This window comes from Planococcus maitriensis (assembly GCF_003289925.1).
In the GTDB taxonomy this organism is placed as follows: domain Bacteria; phylum Bacillota; class Bacilli; order Bacillales_A; family Planococcaceae; genus Planococcus; species Planococcus maitriensis.
The window spans coordinates 59,713-78,178 of sequence record NZ_QLZQ01000001.1; the positions used below are offsets into that span (position 1 = coordinate 59,713).

General features: G+C 50.6%; 22 protein-coding genes. 16 read left to right on the forward strand and 6 right to left on the reverse strand.

Features of this window, described 5'->3' with window-relative positions; translation table 11 throughout:
- Positions 1–120 precede the first annotated feature (120 nt).
- From DP119_RS00300 to DP119_RS00345, 10 genes are all read left to right on the forward strand, one after another.
- The gene (locus DP119_RS00300; protein WP_112231847.1) at positions 121–1,458 is read left to right on the forward strand and encodes a M20/M25/M40 family metallo-hydrolase; all 1,338 of its coding nucleotides are present in this window, start codon (positions 121–123) and stop codon (positions 1,456–1,458) included.
- A gap of 24 nt (positions 1,459–1,482) precedes the next feature.
- Positions 1,483–2,928 (forward strand): M20/M25/M40 family metallo-hydrolase, encoded by a 1,446-nt coding sequence (locus DP119_RS00305; RefSeq protein ID WP_205853822.1) that lies wholly within the window; start codon positions 1,483–1,485, stop codon positions 2,926–2,928.
- A 198-nt stretch (positions 2,929–3,126) separates the two neighbouring features.
- Entirely contained in the window at positions 3,127–3,921 is a 795-nt protein-coding gene (locus DP119_RS00310; RefSeq protein ID WP_240616345.1) for a DUF5996 family protein, read from the forward strand.
- 315 nt (positions 3,922–4,236) lie between these two features.
- Positions 4,237–7,290, forward strand: a complete 3,054-nt coding sequence (locus DP119_RS00315) for a cell wall-binding repeat-containing protein (protein ID WP_112229821.1) — start codon at positions 4,237–4,239, stop codon at positions 7,288–7,290.
- A gap of 67 nt (positions 7,291–7,357) precedes the next feature.
- Entirely contained in the window at positions 7,358–7,648 is a 291-nt protein-coding gene (locus DP119_RS00320) for a hypothetical protein (protein WP_112229823.1), read from the forward strand.
- A 12-nt stretch (positions 7,649–7,660) separates the two neighbouring features.
- Positions 7,661–8,206 carry a GNAT family N-acetyltransferase gene (locus DP119_RS00325; RefSeq protein WP_112229825.1) on the forward strand — a complete coding sequence of 182 codons (546 nt, stop codon included), beginning with the start codon at positions 7,661–7,663 and terminating at the stop codon, positions 8,204–8,206.
- Positions 8,207–8,260: 54 nt separating this feature from the next.
- Positions 8,261–8,641: a hypothetical protein gene (locus tag DP119_RS00330; protein WP_101191863.1), complete on the forward strand. Its 381-nt coding sequence runs from the start codon at positions 8,261–8,263 to the stop codon at positions 8,639–8,641.
- Between the two features lie 815 nt (positions 8,642–9,456).
- Entirely contained in the window at positions 9,457–9,849 is a 393-nt protein-coding gene (locus tag DP119_RS00335) for a hypothetical protein (RefSeq protein WP_058382602.1), read from the forward strand.
- Between the two features lie 78 nt (positions 9,850–9,927).
- Positions 9,928–10,704 (forward strand): YtvA family blue-light photoreceptor, encoded by a 777-nt coding sequence (ytvA, locus tag DP119_RS00340; protein ID WP_240616346.1) that lies wholly within the window; start codon positions 9,928–9,930, stop codon positions 10,702–10,704.
- 88 nt (positions 10,705–10,792) lie between these two features.
- A complete protein-coding gene (locus DP119_RS00345) occupies positions 10,793–11,356 on the forward strand; it encodes a GNAT family N-acetyltransferase (protein WP_058382603.1) in 564 nt (187 codons plus the stop codon).
- A 49-nt stretch (positions 11,357–11,405) separates the two neighbouring features.
- Here the strand turns inward: DP119_RS00345 and DP119_RS00350 are convergent, their stop codons facing one another.
- Both DP119_RS00350 and DP119_RS00355 read right to left on the reverse strand, forming a co-directional pair.
- The gene (locus DP119_RS00350; protein ID WP_112229827.1) at positions 11,406–12,014 is read right to left on the reverse strand and encodes a type 1 glutamine amidotransferase family protein; all 609 of its coding nucleotides are present in this window, start codon (positions 12,012–12,014) and stop codon (positions 11,406–11,408) included.
- 91 nt (positions 12,015–12,105) lie between these two features.
- On the reverse strand, positions 12,106–12,393 hold the full coding sequence (locus tag DP119_RS00355) for a hypothetical protein (protein WP_112229829.1): 288 nt from the start codon (positions 12,391–12,393) through the stop codon (positions 12,106–12,108).
- Between the two features lie 320 nt (positions 12,394–12,713).
- Between DP119_RS00355 and DP119_RS00360 the strand changes: the two genes are divergently transcribed.
- The 3 genes from DP119_RS00360 to DP119_RS00370 are packed head-to-tail and all read left to right on the forward strand — an operon-like array spanning position 12,714 to position 14,631.
- Positions 12,714–13,130 carry an Rrf2 family transcriptional regulator gene (locus DP119_RS00360; protein WP_112229831.1) on the forward strand — a complete coding sequence of 139 codons (417 nt, stop codon included), beginning with the start codon at positions 12,714–12,716 and terminating at the stop codon, positions 13,128–13,130.
- A complete protein-coding gene (locus DP119_RS00365; protein ID WP_112229833.1) occupies positions 13,127–14,056 on the forward strand; it encodes an NAD(P)/FAD-dependent oxidoreductase in 930 nt (309 codons plus the stop codon). Before DP119_RS00360 ends, DP119_RS00365 begins: the two co-directional genes overlap by 4 nt.
- Positions 14,057–14,079: 23 nt before the next feature.
- Positions 14,080–14,631 carry a class I SAM-dependent methyltransferase gene (locus DP119_RS00370; RefSeq protein ID WP_112229835.1) on the forward strand — a complete coding sequence of 184 codons (552 nt, stop codon included), beginning with the start codon at positions 14,080–14,082 and terminating at the stop codon, positions 14,629–14,631.
- A 48-nt stretch (positions 14,632–14,679) separates the two neighbouring features.
- On the opposite strand, the gene DP119_RS00375 is transcribed toward DP119_RS00370, so the two are convergent.
- Complete coding sequence (locus DP119_RS00375; RefSeq protein ID WP_112229837.1) at positions 14,680–15,054, reverse strand: hypothetical protein; 375 nt, start codon at positions 15,052–15,054, stop codon at positions 14,680–14,682.
- Positions 15,055–15,200: 146 nt separating this feature from the next.
- On the opposite strand from DP119_RS00375, the gene DP119_RS00380 reads away from it, so the two are divergent.
- Positions 15,201–15,491 (forward strand): RNA polymerase alpha subunit C-terminal domain-containing protein, encoded by a 291-nt coding sequence (locus DP119_RS00380; RefSeq protein WP_112229839.1) that lies wholly within the window; start codon positions 15,201–15,203, stop codon positions 15,489–15,491.
- Positions 15,492–15,545: 54 nt separating this feature from the next.
- Here DP119_RS00380 and DP119_RS00385 read toward each other — a convergent pair whose 3' ends face one another.
- The 3 genes from DP119_RS00385 to DP119_RS00395 form a co-directional block, all read right to left on the reverse strand.
- Positions 15,546–15,923, reverse strand: coding sequence for a hypothetical protein (locus DP119_RS00385; RefSeq protein ID WP_112229841.1), 378 nt, complete (start codon positions 15,921–15,923; stop codon positions 15,546–15,548).
- A 171-nt stretch (positions 15,924–16,094) separates the two neighbouring features.
- Complete coding sequence (locus DP119_RS00390) at positions 16,095–16,469, reverse strand: hypothetical protein (RefSeq protein ID WP_112229843.1); 375 nt, start codon at positions 16,467–16,469, stop codon at positions 16,095–16,097.
- A gap of 90 nt (positions 16,470–16,559) precedes the next feature.
- On the reverse strand, positions 16,560–17,075 hold the full coding sequence (locus DP119_RS00395; RefSeq protein WP_112229845.1) for a TetR/AcrR family transcriptional regulator: 516 nt from the start codon (positions 17,073–17,075) through the stop codon (positions 16,560–16,562).
- A gap of 98 nt (positions 17,076–17,173) precedes the next feature.
- Here DP119_RS00395 and DP119_RS00400 point away from each other — a divergent pair, with 98 nt between their 5' ends.
- Complete coding sequence (locus tag DP119_RS00400) at positions 17,174–17,998, forward strand: SDR family oxidoreductase (RefSeq protein WP_112229847.1); 825 nt, start codon at positions 17,174–17,176, stop codon at positions 17,996–17,998.
- A 146-nt stretch (positions 17,999–18,144) separates the two neighbouring features.
- On the forward strand, positions 18,145–18,453 hold the full coding sequence (locus tag DP119_RS00405; protein ID WP_112229849.1) for a hypothetical protein: 309 nt from the start codon (positions 18,145–18,147) through the stop codon (positions 18,451–18,453).
- Positions 18,454–18,466: the final 13 nt, after the last annotated feature.

Genomic DNA, 18,466 nt, shown 5'->3' on the forward strand with positions numbered 1-18,466 from the left:
ATATTCTATAACTTTGTAACCGTTTTCAATATTTCGGGAAGGGAAATTTTCGGGTAGAAGGGAATACTTGTTAGGGCTGTAACTAGAACCCATTAAAAGGAGGAAGATGAATTGAAAAACATGAAGTGGAAAACGGCGTTTTTATCGGCGTTGCTCGTCACGTCCAGTTTTTACGCAGCACCGGCCGGCCTGTTCGAACAGCAGGCCGCACAAGCAGCTCCAGGGAAAAGCGGCGCGGCATTCGACCAGAAAGTGATTGCGCGCATCGACCAGGAGCGGATGTATGAAGATGTCTACCATCTGACTGAAACAATCGGCCCGCGCGTCGCCGGGACGGAAGCGGAGAAAGAAACCGCGGATTTCCTGGAACAGCGCCTTGAATCTTACGGCTATGAAGTCGAGGTGCAGGAATTCAGCATCCCGGATTTGGTGATGGGGCATTTGCATACCGAATCAGGAGATGAAGTATTGATCAATATTCCATCGGGGTCCGCAGCGACAGCCGATGATGGCTTGACGGCGCAGCTGTACGATGCGGGGCTTGGCTATCCGGCTGATTTCAGCGCGGACGCGTCAGGGAAAATCGCCTTGATCCAACGCGGCGGCTTCACCTTTGCGGAAAAAGTACAGAATGCCGAAGCAGCAGGAGCTGCGGGCGTCTTGATCTATAACAATGTCGACCAGGCAGGGCCGCTCAACCCGTCACTCGGCGGCAATGAAATGGCCATCCCGGTCGGCGGCATCACCAAAGTGAGCGGGGAAGCGTTGAAAACGGACGTCCTGGCAGCGGACGCAACTGTCACGTTGACCGTCCAGGCGTTTGAAGGCGCGACCTCGGAAAACATCATCGCGACACGCACGCCGAAAAAAGGCGGCAGTGACGGCATCGTCCACGTCAGCGCGCATTACGACAGCGTGCCGTTCGCGGCCGGTGCGAGCGACAATGCATCCGGTACGGCCGTGGCACTCGAAATTGCACGCGTCTTGAAGAGCTATCCGATCGATGAAGAAGTGCGCTTTGTCTTTGTCGGCGCTGAAGAAATCGGCTTGCTCGGCTCGCGCCATTACGTCAGCGAACTGACAGAGGACGAAGTGGCGAGAAGCATCGGCAACTTCAATATGGACATGGTCGGCACGTCTTGGGACAACGCCACGGCGATTTACATGAACACGCTCGATGGCCAGGCGAACATCGTCACGGAAACCGCGAAAGCGACCGGCGAACGCATCGGCACGCCGTCTGAACTGATTCTGTATCAGCGCGGATCGTCCGACCACGTGCCGTTCTACGAAGCGGGCATTCCGGCAGTGAACTTTATCCGCAGGGAGCCGGGCACGGCGAACCTTGAGCCGTATTACCACACGCCGCTTGATACGATTGAATTCATCAGCGCAGAACGCCTGAAAGAAGCAGGCGATTTGGTCGGTGCATCCGTTTACCAATTGATCCGAAAATAATCCAGACGAGGGAGTGGCTGTCGAATGAAAAAAGACCATCTATCAAATGAAGTGAAAACCACAGGGCTGAAAAAGAAATTCCTGAGCTATACACTGGCCGGGGCGCTCGTCTTGAGTGTCTCCCCAATGGCCTTGCCGGTCGCGGATTCGGGCACGGCAAGCGTCGCCTATGCGGCGAACGGCAATTCCGGCGCAGCGCATGATCAGAAGATCGTCAACCGCGTCGATGCGGAGCGGGCGATTGAGCACATCCGCTACTTGTCTGAAGAAATCGGTTCCCGCCCGGGCGGACTCGAAGGGGAGAAAGAAGCGGCTGATTATGTGGCGGACACGTTACAAGGGCTTGGCTTTGACGTCGAGTACCAGTACTTCCCGGTAGCGGACCAGTATATCGGGGAAGCTGCATTTTCTGACGGCACCGTTTGGGAAATGGGCGCTGCGCCGAACGGCAAAGTGAGCCAGCAGGCAGTTGAAGCGCCGGTCATTTACGTGGAAGGCGGCGCAACAGCAGCCGATTTCCCGGCAGATACCGAAGGCAAGATTGTCCTGTTGACGCGCGAGTCATCGACCGCTGCTTATCGTACACAAGTCGATAACGCGATCGAAGCGGGAGCAGCGGGCGTCATCCTGCAAAGTGTCGTCGGCGGCCGCGGCAACTACGGCTCGACGTTCAACCCGAACTTGACGAAATCCTATGGCGTGCCGGTATACGGGGCGGCGTACATCCAAGGCGAATGGCTGAAAGAACAGCTCGCGGATGGGCCGGTCAGCCTGAACTTGACCGCGACGCATTATACGGACCTCGAATCGGTCAACGTCATCGGAACGAAAAAAGCGAAATCGAAAGATGCGGATGCTAAGGAAGTGCTGCTGACGGCCCATATGGATAGCGTCGTCGGTGCACCGGGCGCGAACGATAACGCGTCCGGAACAGCCCTGATGCTCGAATTGGCACGCGTCTTCAAAAGCTACAACACCGATAAGGACATGAAATTCATTGCCTTTGGTTCTGAGGAGCGCGGCTTGCTTGGCGCACGTTATTACGTCGATCAGTTGAGCCAGGCGGAGCGTGACAAGATCGAAGCGGTCTACAATCCGGACATGGTGGCGACAAGCTACGAGAAAGCGGAAAATCTGTATGCGATGACCGTCGACGGCTCAAGCAACATCGTCACTGAATCGACCGTCGCTGCCGGTGCACGCCTCGGGAACTCGGACATCCTCCCAGGCCAGTTCGGCTCGAGTGACCATGTACCGTTCCATAATGCAGGCATCCCGGCCGCCCTCTTCATCTGGATGGGTATCGACAGCTGGAACCCTCTCGTCTACCACATTGAAAAAGTCTATCACACGCCACAAGACACTATTGAAGACAATGTCTCCGAAGAACGCATGCAATCAGCGCTTGAAGTGATCGGCGCAGGCCTGTTCGATGTGGTCCGGAAAGATGTGCCAGGGGTTAAGCATTGAGAAGTAAAACGTGACGCATCAACTTACGAAGCCGTTCCGGTATCATTTTCGGAACGGCTTTTCGTATAGCTTTTTTAAACCGGTATTTGTCCCTCTTTTTCCATCAATTGGATAGGAAAGTCAGCAAGCATGTCGAATATAAGGAGGAATAGAAACTGCCGGCGCCTATGGATTTGAAATCCTGAGGAGGAGAAGAAAATGGACGTGATCAAGCATTCCGAATGGGCCGATACGAAGTTCACTTTGCATTTGCTGTCACAGATCCTCGGCAAGATCAAGCTCGAAACCGCCGAGCAGGAACCGCAATGGGCACATGTCACGCTTGCTGTGACGCCAAACGGGTTTACGACGGGTTTGTTGTTCCATCAGGATCAGGCGTTTCAAGTCGACTTGGATATTTACGAAAGCCGCATTCTTATCAATGTCGAAGGCAATGTGCAAGCTGTGCCGATCGAAACGGCCAAGTCGATCAAAACCTATTTCGAAGAGATTTTCGAAGCGCTGGCATCGAAAGTCGTCGAGTTGAAAATCAACCCGAGGCCGCAGGAGATGGCGTATAAGAACAATCTCAACGAAGACGCCACGCCGCTGACCTTCAATTGGGAACAGGCGATACGCGGGCTCAAACTCTTTCATTTTGCGGCCGCAGCACAGCTGAAGTTTATCGGCCCGTTGCGCTCCCGAAAAATGAAGCCCGCGTTGTTTTGGGGAACCTTTGACGTTTCCTCGCTCGTTTTGCCCGGCATCCGCCAGCCGTATCCGGAAGACAAAGTCATCGAAAAAGCGGCGTTCGATGAACACTTCATCGAATACGGTTTCTGGACCGGCGACGCCAATGTGGATGTGCCGGCTTTTTTTGTACTGCCCTATCCGTTCGTCAATAAAGAACTCGACAGCGAGCGGTTAAAGCCTGCCGATGCGTATTTTGAAGCTTCGATGAGCGAATACTTTCTGATGCTCGATAAAGTTGCGGGCTCGCCCGACCCGGCGTAAGCGATGCAGGAATTTTTCCGCTCGACTTTTGACATCCTCAGTGAAGAATTGGGCTGGCCGGACTGTTCATATTATTTTACGCCGCTCGATATGCCAAAACAGCAAGCGAAAAAATGAAGGAAGAGACGAGGAGAAGATATGCCGATTCAAGCATATTTTCTCTGTTTTTTATTCGCGGTTCAGTCACAGTGACGAAGATTCCGAGGGCATCAAAAGTCCCGAAAAAATATTTTTGAAAGTATCTATTTTTATGTCTTCCGATGTGCTTTAATGGATTTAATGAAATTGTAAAAAAATTGAAATGGGGATGGTAGGATGGACCGCGCGTTCAAGATTGCGACGAGTTTTTTAATGGGTGTATCACTTTTTGGGGTTTTACCGGCAACACAAACGGCGCAAGCCGAAGATTTGGTGGATGCAGATGTACTGGAACAAGGAGATGACGTGAGCGATACGTTTTCTGCAGAAGATAACGAGCATTGGTACCAGATCGACGTCGATCCTGCCCAAGTCACTGCACATACACATTTTGAAGTTTCCCTCCAGTCTGATGACGAATTGACCTTTACGGTTTACCCCGACGCAGAACGCGCGACCGCCGACCAGCCTTTCGATCCGTTCAGCAACTACAGTTTTGCAGAAATGAAATCGACTGTGAAATTCCCGATTGCCTGGGAAGGCCCTTACTACATAAAGGTCTCGTCTTACGCTGACGAATTGCCCGTGGAATTGCCTGAAGGCGAAGAAGCGGAAGATGCGAGCTACACGATCGGCTTTGACGGTGTCACTGTGAAAGCATCGAAACCGACAAACGATGAGCAATGCCCAGCAGAACTTGTCATGGGCGACGCAGCTGGCGACCAGGCGCTGCTTGACCAATTGCGCGTTATCCGCGGCGAAGTGCTTTCCCAAACAGAAAGCGGCAAAGAATTGACTAAGCTCTACTATAAACTGGCGCCATTTATCGGCTACCAGGCCGTGAAGGAAGCAAGCGTCCGTGATTCATTGAAGAAAAACCTCAATCAGCTCGACGGCTTGATCACGAGCATTGCGGAAAATGGTTTCCAAAGCTCGAAGACGATCACCGCAGCAGACCAGAAAGCGATCAGCGAATTGTACGCGCTCGCATTGAAAACAGCGCCTGCGAATTTGAAAGATGATGTGGAAGCAGCAGGGCAAGCGATCAACATCAACAAACTGGCTGGAAAATCGGTCATGTCGGCCATGCTTCCGACTCCATACGTTGTAAAAGATGCTTCCATCAATAAAGTTATCGTGAAAGTAAAAGAAGGCGAAACACTGACAAAAGCGGAAGCCGGAACAGCCGGCATCCAGTCCGTTTCTGAGTTTGACGCTGATGCACCGAAATTCGACCAGTTCTTTGTGGTGGATTTGAAGTCAGGAATGTCAGCCGCTTCAACGGATAAAACTCTGCAGTCGCTTGAAGAGTTGCCGGAAGTTGAGTTCATCGAACCGGTACAGCAATACAAGCTTCACTCAGAAGATGCGTATTATAACGAGCAATGGTCGCTTGAAAACAAGGGCGACGGCTTTGGCATTGAAGACGCGGACATCGATTTCGAGGAAATGACGTCGCTTGCAGCCCAAAAAGGCCAGTCAGAAGTCATCACAGCGGTCATCGATACCGGCGTTGATTACACACTGGCTGATTTGAAGAACCAAGTGATCAGCACAGGCTATGATTTCATTAATGACGACAATAAAGCATTCGATGACCAAGGACACGGTACGCACGTTTCCGGCATTATCGCAGCGGAAGCGGGCAATGATTATTCGATGACAGGCATCAACCAGTCTACGAAGATCCTGCCGGTGAAAGTGCTGGATGCATCAGGGTACGGCGATACGGAACAAATCGCATACGGAATCATCTGGGCAACTGACCAAGGAACGGATATCATCAACATGAGCCTTGGCGGCGGCTACAGCCGCGTCTTGGAATACGCCATGAAATACGCAAGCGAGCGCGGTGTGACGATTGTCGCAGCGTCCGGAAATGACGGATGGGAAGAAGTGTCCTACCCGGCTTCATCGAAATACGCCATCGCAGTCGGCGCAACGAACAAACTCGACCTCGTCTCGGATTACTCGAGCTACGGTGAAGAGCTTGACTTGGTCGCACCGGGTACGGATATTCCAAGTTTGCTGCCGGACGGCAATGTAAGCTTGATGTCCGGAACATCCATGGCAGCTCCGCACGTCGCGGCAGTTGCGGGTGTCTTGAAATCGATCAATCCGGATCTCACGTCAGGTCAGCTCGAGAATTTGCTGACAGCATCCGCGGATGATGTCACGTTCATCGGAGAAGACGGGCCGCCGAGTTTCGAGGACGAGTGGGGCTTCGAAGAAGATTTCCCGTATGAGATGGAAGAATTGGCACCAGGCTTTGATCTTGTCTCCGGTTGGGGCCGTTTGAACGGCGCACAAGCGATTCTGGCACTGAATGATAAATGGAATCTTGCTGACCGCATCAGCGGGGCAAGCCGCTACGATACAGCGGTGGAAGTATCGAAAAAAGGCTGGAGTACATCTAAAAAAGTTGTTTTGGCAACAGGCGGCGATTTCCCGGATGCCTTGAGTGCAGCGCCGCTCGCGGCATATCAAAACGCACCGCTATTGCTCACGAAAACCGATTCGATTCCAGCCTCGGTAAAAGATGAACTGAAACGTTTGAAAGTGGAAGAAGTGACATTGATCGGCGGACAGGGCGCAATCAGCCCGATGGTCGAAATGGAACTGAACGAACTTGGCATCAAAGCAGCAGGGATCAAACGCATCAGCGGCAAAAACCGCTACGAAACATCCGTCAATATTGCGAAAAAAATGACGAACTCGACACAAGCAGTCGTCGCAACCGGTGCAACATTTGCGGATGCCTTGTCGATCGCACCGGTAGCCGGCAGCCAGAAAATGCCGATCCTGCTGACGAAACCGAATGGCTTGCCAGCGGAAGTGAAAGCACACTTCGCGGCAAAAGCTTATAGCAAAACCTTCATCGTCGGCGGTAAAGGCGCTGTTTCCGACAGCACGGCGAAAGAAATCAAAAACCCGATCCGCCTATCCGGCGCATCGCGCTACGAAACGAACAGCGCAGTCATCAACCATTTCAAAGCATCTTTCGATAAGCAGAACATGTACTTGTCGACCGGCGCGAACTATCCCGATGCACTCGCAGGATCCGTTCTGGCAGCGAAAACGAAAGCACCACTCGTCTTGACGGCACCGAACGGGCCAAAAGCGGAAACCGTGAAAACGGTGCAAGCGCAGCTCGAAAACGTCACAGGGATCTACATCCTTGGCGGTGAAGGCGCTTTGCCGACATCAAACATCCAGCAATTGTTCGAGTAAGACATGAAAACAGGCGGTTCGGATTCCGGACGCCTGTTTTTTGATAACGTAAATGGGAGGTAACTTGATGAGAGAATTGATTGCAGGCGGGATCGGCGTCATTTCTGGGATTTTATTGTTCGGCTTTACGTCGATTGCAGCGGCGGTGTATTCGATGCATTTGAGGGAAGTCGGCTATTCAGGAGAGTTTGGCCTGTATTTATCGGCCTTATGGGAAGTAGGGATTGTGCCAATCATTTTCAGCCTGATTTTCTTCTTGTTAGGACTGAGGTTTTTGTTCAAGGCGACCGACCGGGAATGGCGGGCCAAATACTTTTTAGTGGAAGAAGAAAAAAGTACTGGCGACAAAGAAGCATGAAAGGGCGATTAGATGGAGAACGATTATGTATTCGAATCCGAACACCTTGGGTTCAGGCGGTGGCAAGCGTCCGATTACGCGCCATTTGCGGCGCTGAACGCAAACCCTGACGTAATGGAGTTCTTTCCAAATACCTTGAGCCGCGGCGAATCCGACGCATTGATCGGTCGCATTGAAGCGCATTTCGAGGAGAAGGGCTATGGGCTTTGGGCGGTGGAACGGAAAGAGGACGGGGCGTTTATCGGCTTTATCGGTTTATTGGATGTCAATTTCGATATCGGAATTGAAGACGCAACTGAGATCGGCTGGCGCTTGGAAAAGAAGTTTTGGAAAAAAGGCTATGCGACAGAAGGGGCGAATGCTTGCCTGGCGTATGCATTCGAAGAGCTTGGCAAAAGAGAAATCTACTCGTTCACTTCAACGGTCAACACACCGTCTGAAACCGTCATGAAGCGGATTGGCATGGAGAAAGCAGGGGAATTCGAGCATCCACGCGTTCCACAAGGCAGTCCGTTAAGAAAGCATGTTTTGTATAAAAAAGAGTTAACACAAGAATGAATAAGGTTTTCATGTACATTGAATCACGATAAAGACTGTTAAGGAGAGTGGCGCATGAAAAAAATGCTTTTACTGGCAGCGGTGACTTTAGTGATTAGTATCGGTATTTATGAATTCAATGATAGGGCGAGCTTTAAAAAAGTTCATATGCTGCCTTATGATGTTCAGGTAAACGTGGATACAGACCTCAGGCTCCAACAGATCTATCGAAACAATTATTCATTTATAGTGTTTCACAGTGCTGGAATTGTTGAACACGAACTGCAAGTAGAGGGTGATATGGTGAAGATGTTGCTGAATGTTTCGGATGAAGGAGCCCACAACGAGCTTCAGCAGTATTCGTACAAATTGGAAACGGGCGAAGAACACGATAAAATCGCTGTTTTTTTAGATGGCCAACTTATCCCCTTCGATAATGTTGTAGCAGGAAAATAAGGAAGCTATAAGTCAAAGCATAAAAACTGTTTGCATGCTCTGGCAAGCGTTTTTTCTGTTTATTGACATAAGATTTAATGACATCTTTAGCACATGGTAACTTCCTAAAAAAGAAAAGTCCGGAACGGAAATTTAGCTTCAAAGCAAATTCAGGAGTATCGGTTAACGCCTCAGAATGGAAAAGGAGAGATCATTCAGAATGAGGGAAGAGATTAGTAGAGGAATGGATAGAATGAAACATACTTTCTTAGCCATGCTTATACTGTCACCCTGATCACCTGGTATTTATCTTCTTTGATCTGAGAGCTTTTCTGTCGGACCTTTCGGCAAATTTAGCTGTCGCGGTACCTAATTTTGTATTGCTATCGGGCGTGATTTATTAAATCGGGCAATAGAGCTGGAAGAGGGATGCGCTGAACGATGGCGCATCCCTCTTTTTGGTGGGGCGACATTTCATAAGTTTTGCCAAGCTTTAATCTAAAATACGATTTTAGGCGTTTACTGAATAGAGTCGAAATAATACATACAATATCACCAATTCATTGTCGGGGAACTTTCCGAAAGCGAACTCGACAGTTTGAAAGAAGGGCCGGAACCGGATGAGGGAAGTTCCGGGCATCATCATTAAAAGCGATTTTGTTGCCGAAACCTTCTTCTCGAAACGCAGACAAAGTCCTGATTAACTAAAATTGTTAAAAGGGCATGAGTAAAAGGTTTAGAAAAATTTTCATTGAATGGGAAAAAGCAATAATTTCGGGTATAGGACATTATGGAAAATTTTTGGATCCGCGGAACAGGACGAAAGGACGGTATAAGTGAACGAAGAGTTATTGATTGCTGATGAAGTACAAAGAACCTTGAAGGCACGCTGCGAATACCGTGAAGGAAAGTTCCATTTTACGAAAACCAAGAAACTGGACATTTTCCTCGGCTCCAGTCTTTTCGTTTTCAAACTGGATATGGAAATCAGCTTCGGGCATTTCCAGCAAGACGGGGCGGCTGTCAATAAAGCCCGCGTATACATCTTGCCGGAAGAAATGCTGGCTTTTGAAGACACCTTGCGCAAATTCCCGATTCCGCTGCCAATTGCATTTCGCCAGTGCATCCACATGAATCAAAACCTTGTTGAAATCACGATGGAATCGCTCGAGCCGCCGCGGAATTTTGCCTTGCGGCTGGCCGCAGCACTGAAAGAAATCGAACCATGATCCATCTCCGATCCAACTCAAGCAATGTTGACTTCGCATATGACAGAAACCAACCCTTATAGATCGGAGAGAATGAACATGAACCACTTAAAAACAGAAATCAAAAGCGAGTTGCTAGAAGCCATGCTGAACGGCAGCCAAGTAGCGGCCGTCGTTACAGACCCCGAACAACAAGACAATCTGATCATCTACTATAATGAAACCTTCGCACAACTGACAGGGTACGCAGAACACGAGATCATCGGGCGAAACTGCCGCTTTTTGCAAGGCGACAACACCGACCGTTTCACCATCGGAAAGATCCGGCAGGCCATCCAAGAGCGCGAGAAAATCACCGTTACGCTGGAAAATTACCGAAAAGACGGAACAACGTTTTGGAACCGGCTAAATATTGAACCCGTCACCATGGACGGCCACTTGTATTTCATCGGCACACAAACGGACATCACCCAAGAAGTCGACCAGCAAGTCGAGTTGAACGAAAAAGAACAGGAAATTAACGAGCAGATGCTGCCGATTTTGCCGATCGACGACAATATCGGAGCAGTGGCCTTGGTCGGGAAAATGAACAATTTGCGTTTTGACGTCCTGACCTCGAAGTTGAGCCATTTCGTCCGCGATACTCGCACGCGGCACATCATCATCGATGTCACGGGTGTGCTGTGGGAGAAGAATTTTCTCTATACCAACCTCTTGATGATCCAGGATGTGCTGAGGCTGATGGGCAGTAAATTGTATATTTCCGGCATCAGTCCCAAAACCGCCATGGAGATCGTCAATATCAAAGATGACGATCAAACTTTATTGACCTTTGCGACGGTACAGCAAGTCATTCAGCGTTTGCAGGTGAAATAGAAAATGCTTGGTAAGCAAGGATGAAATATGCTGCTGTGATAAACTGGAAATGTTAATCAGATGATAAAGCATTGAAGGGGAGAAGACAGTGGCAGAAGCTGAAACGTTCGAAGCAACATCAGAAACAAAGAGGTTAACTATCCGGCCGCTGGAACGAGCGGATTATGCCGAGTGGCTGGCAGGCTTTAACGGCCGTTCGCCCTCGAAGCATGTCTACGATCCGGGCAGACTGGATATGAGTGCGTGTACCGAACACTGGTTTCAGGAGCTGGTCGACAAGCACCAGCAACTGGCGCATGACGACACGGCCCACGTGTTCGCCGTATTCCGAAAAGAAGACGGGCGCCATATCGGCATGGTCGATTTTTCGACATTGGCGCGCGATGATTTTCAATGGGGACGCATCGGTTACACCATCCATAACCAATATTGGAACCAAGGCTTCGGAAAAGAAGCGGTCACAGGAGCGCTGGATATTGCTTTCACCGAGCTTGGCTTCCACCGGATTGAAGCACATATCAATCTCGACAACGAAGCTTCTGTTCGGCTGGCTGAAAGTGCGGGCATGAAGTTTGAATGCGTGCGGGAAGCTTTTCTGTATGAAGGCGGGGCGTGGGTCGATCACTTGATCTACTCAATCAATCATAAATAGACAAAGAAAATCCCCTTGTTCCACATCGGAACAAGGGGATTTCTGCGTTCTACTGCTGTGACTTTGTGTAATCGTGATAGCCTTGCTTGAAAAACCCGTACCATTCATCGATTTCCGCTTGCGGTGCGGCATTCAGCGCTTCGAGCACTTCTTTCCCGAATTCGAGGAAGGCGGAGCCGTTGGCGGTAATGAGCTGTCCGCTGCGGACGGCTTGCTGTTGGAGATAGTGCGCTTCGTTCGTGTAGCGGTCGCCTGAAGTTTCCTGCAAATCTTCCAAGTGATTGCTCGTATGCGGCACATCGTTTAACAAGCCGTTCTTTCCGAGAAATACCGAGGCGTCGCAAATAGTGCCAAGCACGGCTTGCTGGCTGATTGCTTTGTCGACCAGCTCCATAACGCGTTCGCTGCCGTCTTTGCGCCAGGAATTACCGCCGATGAGGATCAATCCCGCGAATTCCTCCGGTGCATCGTCAATACTATAATCGGGCACTACGGTAAAGCCGCCGATTGATCGAACCGGCTCTTTTGTCAGCGATACGGTCTTCACGTCGAATCTGCGGCCGTCGCCTTCCGGTTCTTCGTTCAATGCCGCCGCCAAAGACGCTGCTTCCCAGTCCGCATACTCGTTCAATAGCACAAAAAGGACATTCTCGTTCATGCTGCTCATTCCTTTCGTGTGAATATTCGCTTCTTCGTTAAGCGAATTATAGCACAGTCGTATGCGTTCACTGCCGGGAAGTGGCTATGTGTCAGTGGCCGCCGGTGATTTCCAGGTAGAAAATCATAAACAGGCTGATGAGGCCGATGACTGCCATGATGCCGTATGCGATTTTTCGGAATATGCCTTTTTTGAAATAAGCGAACAAGACGAAAAAGTACAGCACCGCTGCCGGCACGAGGAAGGTCAAAAAGCCGCTGACGTCTTCGATGTGATGGGCGAAAATCGAGATCGCGAGACCCAGGAACAGGGCGGCGCCGTAGAGTGTCATGATTTTCTTTAAGCTTTTTTCAGGATCGTTGTTTTGTGAAGCAGCCATAATATCCAAACTCCTTGTCGTTTTTATCAGTCCCAATGATTGAATATCAATTGGCCTGTCGTTTTCGGTTTCCAATAAGCCGCTTGTTTCAATTCGGCTTTGTTTAACTGTAGCGCGTTTAGCTGTTCGCTATCAAGCGGCACGTCGCAACAAGCTTCATTTTCTGCTAACCGGATGCCTTCACTGTGAGAACTTCATTGCCCGGGAAATAAAAACGAAGTGTTTCTCGTTGACGGGAACATTTACGAATGGTAAATTGGGTTTAATTACAGACAACAAGAGTCTTTAATATCCGCAAAAGAACTTGAGGAGGATGCCCGATGAAATATTCCAATGCCACGAACTACGCCTTGCATACGATGGTGCAGCTGATTCGCCTGCCTCGGGATGCGGTGATCGGCGTACAGGAACTGGCGAAAGCCCAGCAGTTATCGCCGACTTATTTGTCGAAAATCTTGACGAAGCTGACAAAAGCCGGCTTGATTGAATCGACGCCGGGCGCAAAAGGCGGCTACCGGCTGGCGCGCGGCGAGCGGAACATCTCGTTTTTCGATGTGATCCAGGCGATTGAAGGCGAGAGCCATTTATTCGACTGCACGCTCCATCGCCACGAGGGCTGCCTGATCGAGAAAGTCATGCGGGACGCCGAAGCCAATATGAAACAAGAACTCCAGGAACAGCTGTTAGTGGATATTGCGAAACAGGCAGGACAACACCAAGGAGGCGATGGGAAATGAATGATTCGTTTGCAAACCAGGAAGCGCTGCTCGATTGTGCGATTATCGGCGGCGGGCCGGCGGGGCTCAACGCAGCGCTCGTGCTCGGCCGTTCATTGAAAAAGACCTTGCTGTTCGATGACAATCAGCCGAGAAACCGCGTGACGCATGAATCGCACGGATTTTTGACACGCGACGGCATCAATCCCCAGGAACTGAAACGATTGGCGCAACAAGAACTCACGCATTATCCGGATGTCGAGATCAACACGAGCCGCGTCGCAACGGTCACGAAAGAACCAAAAGCTTTCCGCATCGAAACGGAAGGCGGGGAAGTATTCCACGCGAGAAAAGTGATTCTGGCGACCGGATTCACGGAAACCTTGCCGGACATTCCAAGACTCACAGAATTCTACGGCACGAGCCTGTTCAGCTGTCCGTTCTGCGACGGCTATGAAATGCGTGGCGAGCCACTGGTCATCATTTCGGAAAATGAAGCAGCGGGGCATCTCGCAAAAGTCGTCTCCAACTGGACGAACAATTTGATCATCGCGACCAACGGCAAAAAGCACATCACGCCGACGGAACAGAAAACGCTTGAGCATCACGGCGTCCTCGTCTACGAAGAACCGATTCGCTCACTGGACGGCGAAAACGGCAAGCTGCGCGTCGTCACGTTCGAAGACGGCACGACGATCGAGCGCTCCGGCGGGTTTGTCACAGCCGAGTGGCACCAGTCGACATCCATCGCGAAAGACTTGGGTTGCTACATCAACGAACGCGGCGGCGTCGAGACCGACCCGATGCAGCGCACCAATGTCGAAGGCGTCTTTGCCTGCGGCGATATTTCCATGGGGCCCGCGCAATTGATCATCGCAGCCGGACAAGGAAGCCTTGCTGCCACCAGTGTTGTCGCGGCCTTCACGGAAGAACGGTTCGGCGAATGAACCATGGAGAAAAGAGGGAGCCTATGCACAAGCACCATAACAAAATTGCCTATTTGGACGATCCGCAGCGAAACGGCGGGCTGACAGCGGAAGTTTTGCTCGACCAGCTGGCAATTAAAAAAAGCGACCGCATCCTTGATTTCGGGGCAGGCACCGGCTATTTCACCTTGCCGCTCGCACAGCGAATCGACGACACCGTCTTTGCACTCGACACGGATCCGGCAATGCTTGAATTGATCGACGAAAAAGCGCAAGCGGCAGCTATTGAAAATATCGAGTTTGTATCCGGAGAATTAACAAACGCAGCGCTCGCAGAAGACTCGCTCGACATCATCCTCGCGTCGCTCGTCTTGCACGAAATCACGCCGCTCGATCCGGTGCTCGACAATATGCACAGCTTATTAAAGACAGGCGGGCGCTTGATCGCCATCGAACTCGAACCGAAAACCGGCGGGCCCAAAGCGCCGCGCCTAACGTCGAGTGGCTTGGAACAGCAGCTCATAGCAGCGGGATTTGAAGTGGCGGAGAAATTCTTCCCGGCACAATCCTTATATGTGCTGGTGGCACAGAAATAAATCAAAAAAATGCTCTTCCTTAGCGGGAGAGCCTTTTTCAATCAATGGTTATCCTTGTTGCGCTTCCTCTTCCTGCGCTTTCCGGTACGTCCTGCGGAACACGGCGAGCGTCACGATTACGCCGATCCACAAAATCGGGCTCGTGAGCGACAAGCCGCTCGCGGATTCTCCGCCAAGTGCCGTCAGGACAACCAGCAACAGGAGCGGATAGATGACCGAAACGACAGGAAAGGTGATCAAGAAATGCTTTTCTTTGTCCGGCTTCAAGCTCAGCGCGGACAACACGATCATGACTGCCATAATCGCAAACAATAGCCACACCGGGATGCCGATTGCTTCGAGTGTGCCCGGGAAATAATCGTTGATCAACAGCAGCGATAGATTGAGCAGGAGGACAACCGAGATGAGCCAATAGGTTTTCATGAAAAAAATCCTTTCTGTGATTCACGGGATAAGTCCTTTCAGTGTAACAAAATATCCACTTTGGCAGGCGTCTTTCATTTGCAGCGAACATCCCCAAAATGATATTGGATGTCTTATAATGAAGAAAACGACGGGGAGCGATGAACATGCCTGCTGAAAAGACATTGCGCATTTGCGATAAAGGCCACCGGTATTACAAAAGCAGCGACTGTCCGACATGCCCGGTATGCAACGAGGAAAACAAGCCGCAACGCGGATTTCTCCGAGAGCTCAGTGCGCCGGCGAGAAACGCGCTGCTGCAGCAACAAATCGATACGCTTGAGAAGCTGTCCGGTTATAGCGAAAAGGACATTCTGGCGCTTCACGGCGTCGGGCCCGCGTCTTTGCCGGTTTTGAAGCAGCATCTAACGGAAGCGGAATTGACGTTCAAAACTTGATAACGCATGAAAAAAGGCACTCCCAAATGGAAGCGCCTTTTTTCATGCAAAACTTTATGCGTTCTCTGCTTTTTTCTCGGATGCCCGCACATACTCGAGCCAGGAAATCCACAACGCCACCGGGACACCGATCCATAAGACCGGGCTCGATAGCGAAATGCTGTTTTGGGATTCTCCGCCAAGTGCCGTTAATACGGCCATGACCAACAGCGGCACGCCGACCATCAATGCAGGAAAGATGATCATGTAGCGCTTTTTCTCGCGGCGCGGCTTGACGGTGGCCCAGCTGAGGACGACCATCAAGGCGATGACCACGAACAGGATCCACGGCGGAATGCCCAGTTCAGCTAAGGTTCCCGGGAAATAATCCTCGATCAACAGCAGAGACAAGTTCAGCAATAACACAGCAATAATAAGCCAATAGGTTTTCATTATAAAAATCCTCTCATAGATGGCATATATTCGCCTTCCCCTCAGTCTAACAAAAATATTTCGATGTGAAAGGGCATGAGCGGAATCGATTGTTCGCTGTGAAGATTCAGTGACACGGAAAGCCGAAAACGCCAAGAGCCCTCCGGCGAAGGAGAGCTCTTTTTAGTGGAATCAGGATTGTCGATCGGCTTCTTTGGACTCTTTTATGTGCTGCCGCCAGTTGGACCATAAGAAGAACAAAAGGATAACCCACAGGAATGGGCTAGCCAGTGAAATTCCAGATGACGATTCGCCGCCGAGTGCCGGAAGCAGGATGAGCAAGAAAGCCGGATAAAGGGTCAGAAAACCAGTAGTGAAGATGCGGAAGCGTTTCTCGAGTTCCTTATTGTAGGTCAGGAGATTGGTGAAGGCGACGAGCGCCAGCGCCGCGAACAGCGTCCACAGCGGAATACCGAGCGCATCTAATGTTCCAGGGAAGAAGTCGTTGACGAGCAATAAGGTGATATCGGCAAGTAAGACGATCCCGGTCAGCCAGTAGATGATCACGTTGAGACCCCATTTCATGCATCGATTTACTGGAAAATACGCATGGCAGCCAGAAAAGTTTCAAGCCGCGCAAAATAAAACCTCATCTATTCAGCTGCTACGCTCCCGCGTATCGGCCAAATTCGCCGTCCAGTCGGCGAAGATGATTTTCATCAGCTTGTCCGACGCTTCCTGCGGCCCCATCGTAAAGCCGCCTTTGACCCAGGACGCCAAATAGCCGATCGTGCCCCAGCCCGCGAAGACGGCCAGGTCCTCATCACCGAAGGCATGCTCGAGCTGGCAGGCAAAGCGGCTCGTGAGTTCATGGATGCGCCCGGCATCGGAAAATTCCTGGCGGTAGAACGAACGGTAACGGAAAATATGCCGGCAGATCTTCAAATTGATCGTCTCCGCATCCGACGGTTCGGCGTAGATCTGCAGGAGCCGCCCGTTCAACTGGCTGCGCACGGTGTCCATCAATTCGTATTTATCGGTGAAGTGCAGGTAGAACGTGGAGCGGGAAATGCCGGCATAGGCGACGATGTCCTTGACCGACAAGGCTTCGAAGTCTTGTTCCGAGAGCAAGTGGATAAAAGTTTCGGTAATGGTTTGTTTCGCTGTTATCATTTATGTCACCTCGTTGGACAAAATTGCAGAAAATGTCTCGTGTTTTTTACGGAAATTACGCTTACGCTAATTATAGTAGATAACGGGGGGAATTGCTCATGACGAAGGATGTTTACGTGATCACAGGCGGTTCGGAAGACCTTGCCATCGCATTGGCACAGCACATCGGCCAAAAAGGCACACTGCTGTTGGTGGATGCATGCGAAAAATGCCTCGGACAAGTGAAGCAACAGCTTGAGCAAAAAGGCATCAACGACGTCCGCTGCGAGACGGCCGACCTGACATCGAAACAAGCGGTCGGAAAGTTAGCGGAAAAAACGTCGGCACTTGGGTCTTTGAGAGGGCTCATCCATGCAGCCGGCATGTCGAACACGAGTGATTCCAAACGCATGATGGCCGAAAACGTCATCGGCATGAGCCACGTGCTCGAAGCGTTTTTGCCGCTTGCGGATGAAGCGACGTCCGCCGTCATGGTGTCATCGATGAGCGCCTATATGGTGCCGCAAAACGGCCAGTATATGGACGCTTTGAAACAGCAGCTCTCAGCCAACTTGCTTGAGACACTCAACCAGTTTACGCAAGGGGATGCGGGTGCGGCCAATAGCATGTCAAAGCTCGCTGTCCAATTGATCGTCGAAGACCAGGCATGGGCGTGGGGCGAAAAAGGCGCCCGCCTCAACTCGGTATCGCCTGGCCTGATGAATGAGCCGGGTGCTTGCGAGGACATTCAAACCATGCTTGACCACACGCCGCTGCGCCGGACAGCGGAACCGGAAGAAATCGCCTCCGCGATTGGATTCCTGTTGAGTGATTCGGCTTCCTATATCACCGGCATCGACTTGCGCATCGACGGCGGGGCAATCGCCAACTATCCGCGCATGAAAGCCGCGATATCACAACAGAAGACCAAGCGGTTTCAATAAATAAGCGAAATATCGCCATAAACCAACCCTGCTGACAGACGGCAGGGTTTTTTTGCATGAAGATTTTAGGGATTATCTATAACATTTTTTCCAATAAATGTTACCATCAATAGACAGTTTATTGATTTCAATGAAGGAGGAAACAAATGATGGTTTTAAGCAACCTCGCCTATTCGATTAGAGGGATTCTTGATTATATTTCACTGTTCGGGGAGCTGTTTTTCATAACGAGCTGCCTGGCAACGATCATCTACATCACAACGAAAAACCAGTACATTTCCTATTTAGCGGCAGGGCCGATCTATTTTGCGCTCGCTCATTTCTTCTACCAAACCTCGCATTTGGTCCTCGTCATTATTGCCATGTCCATTCAAGCACTGGTCATCTTGTTTATCCAAAAGAGGGGCTTGCTTGGGAAACTAGCAACCAAAACGCAAGCGCCAAGAGCGGAATAAATAGATAAAAGTA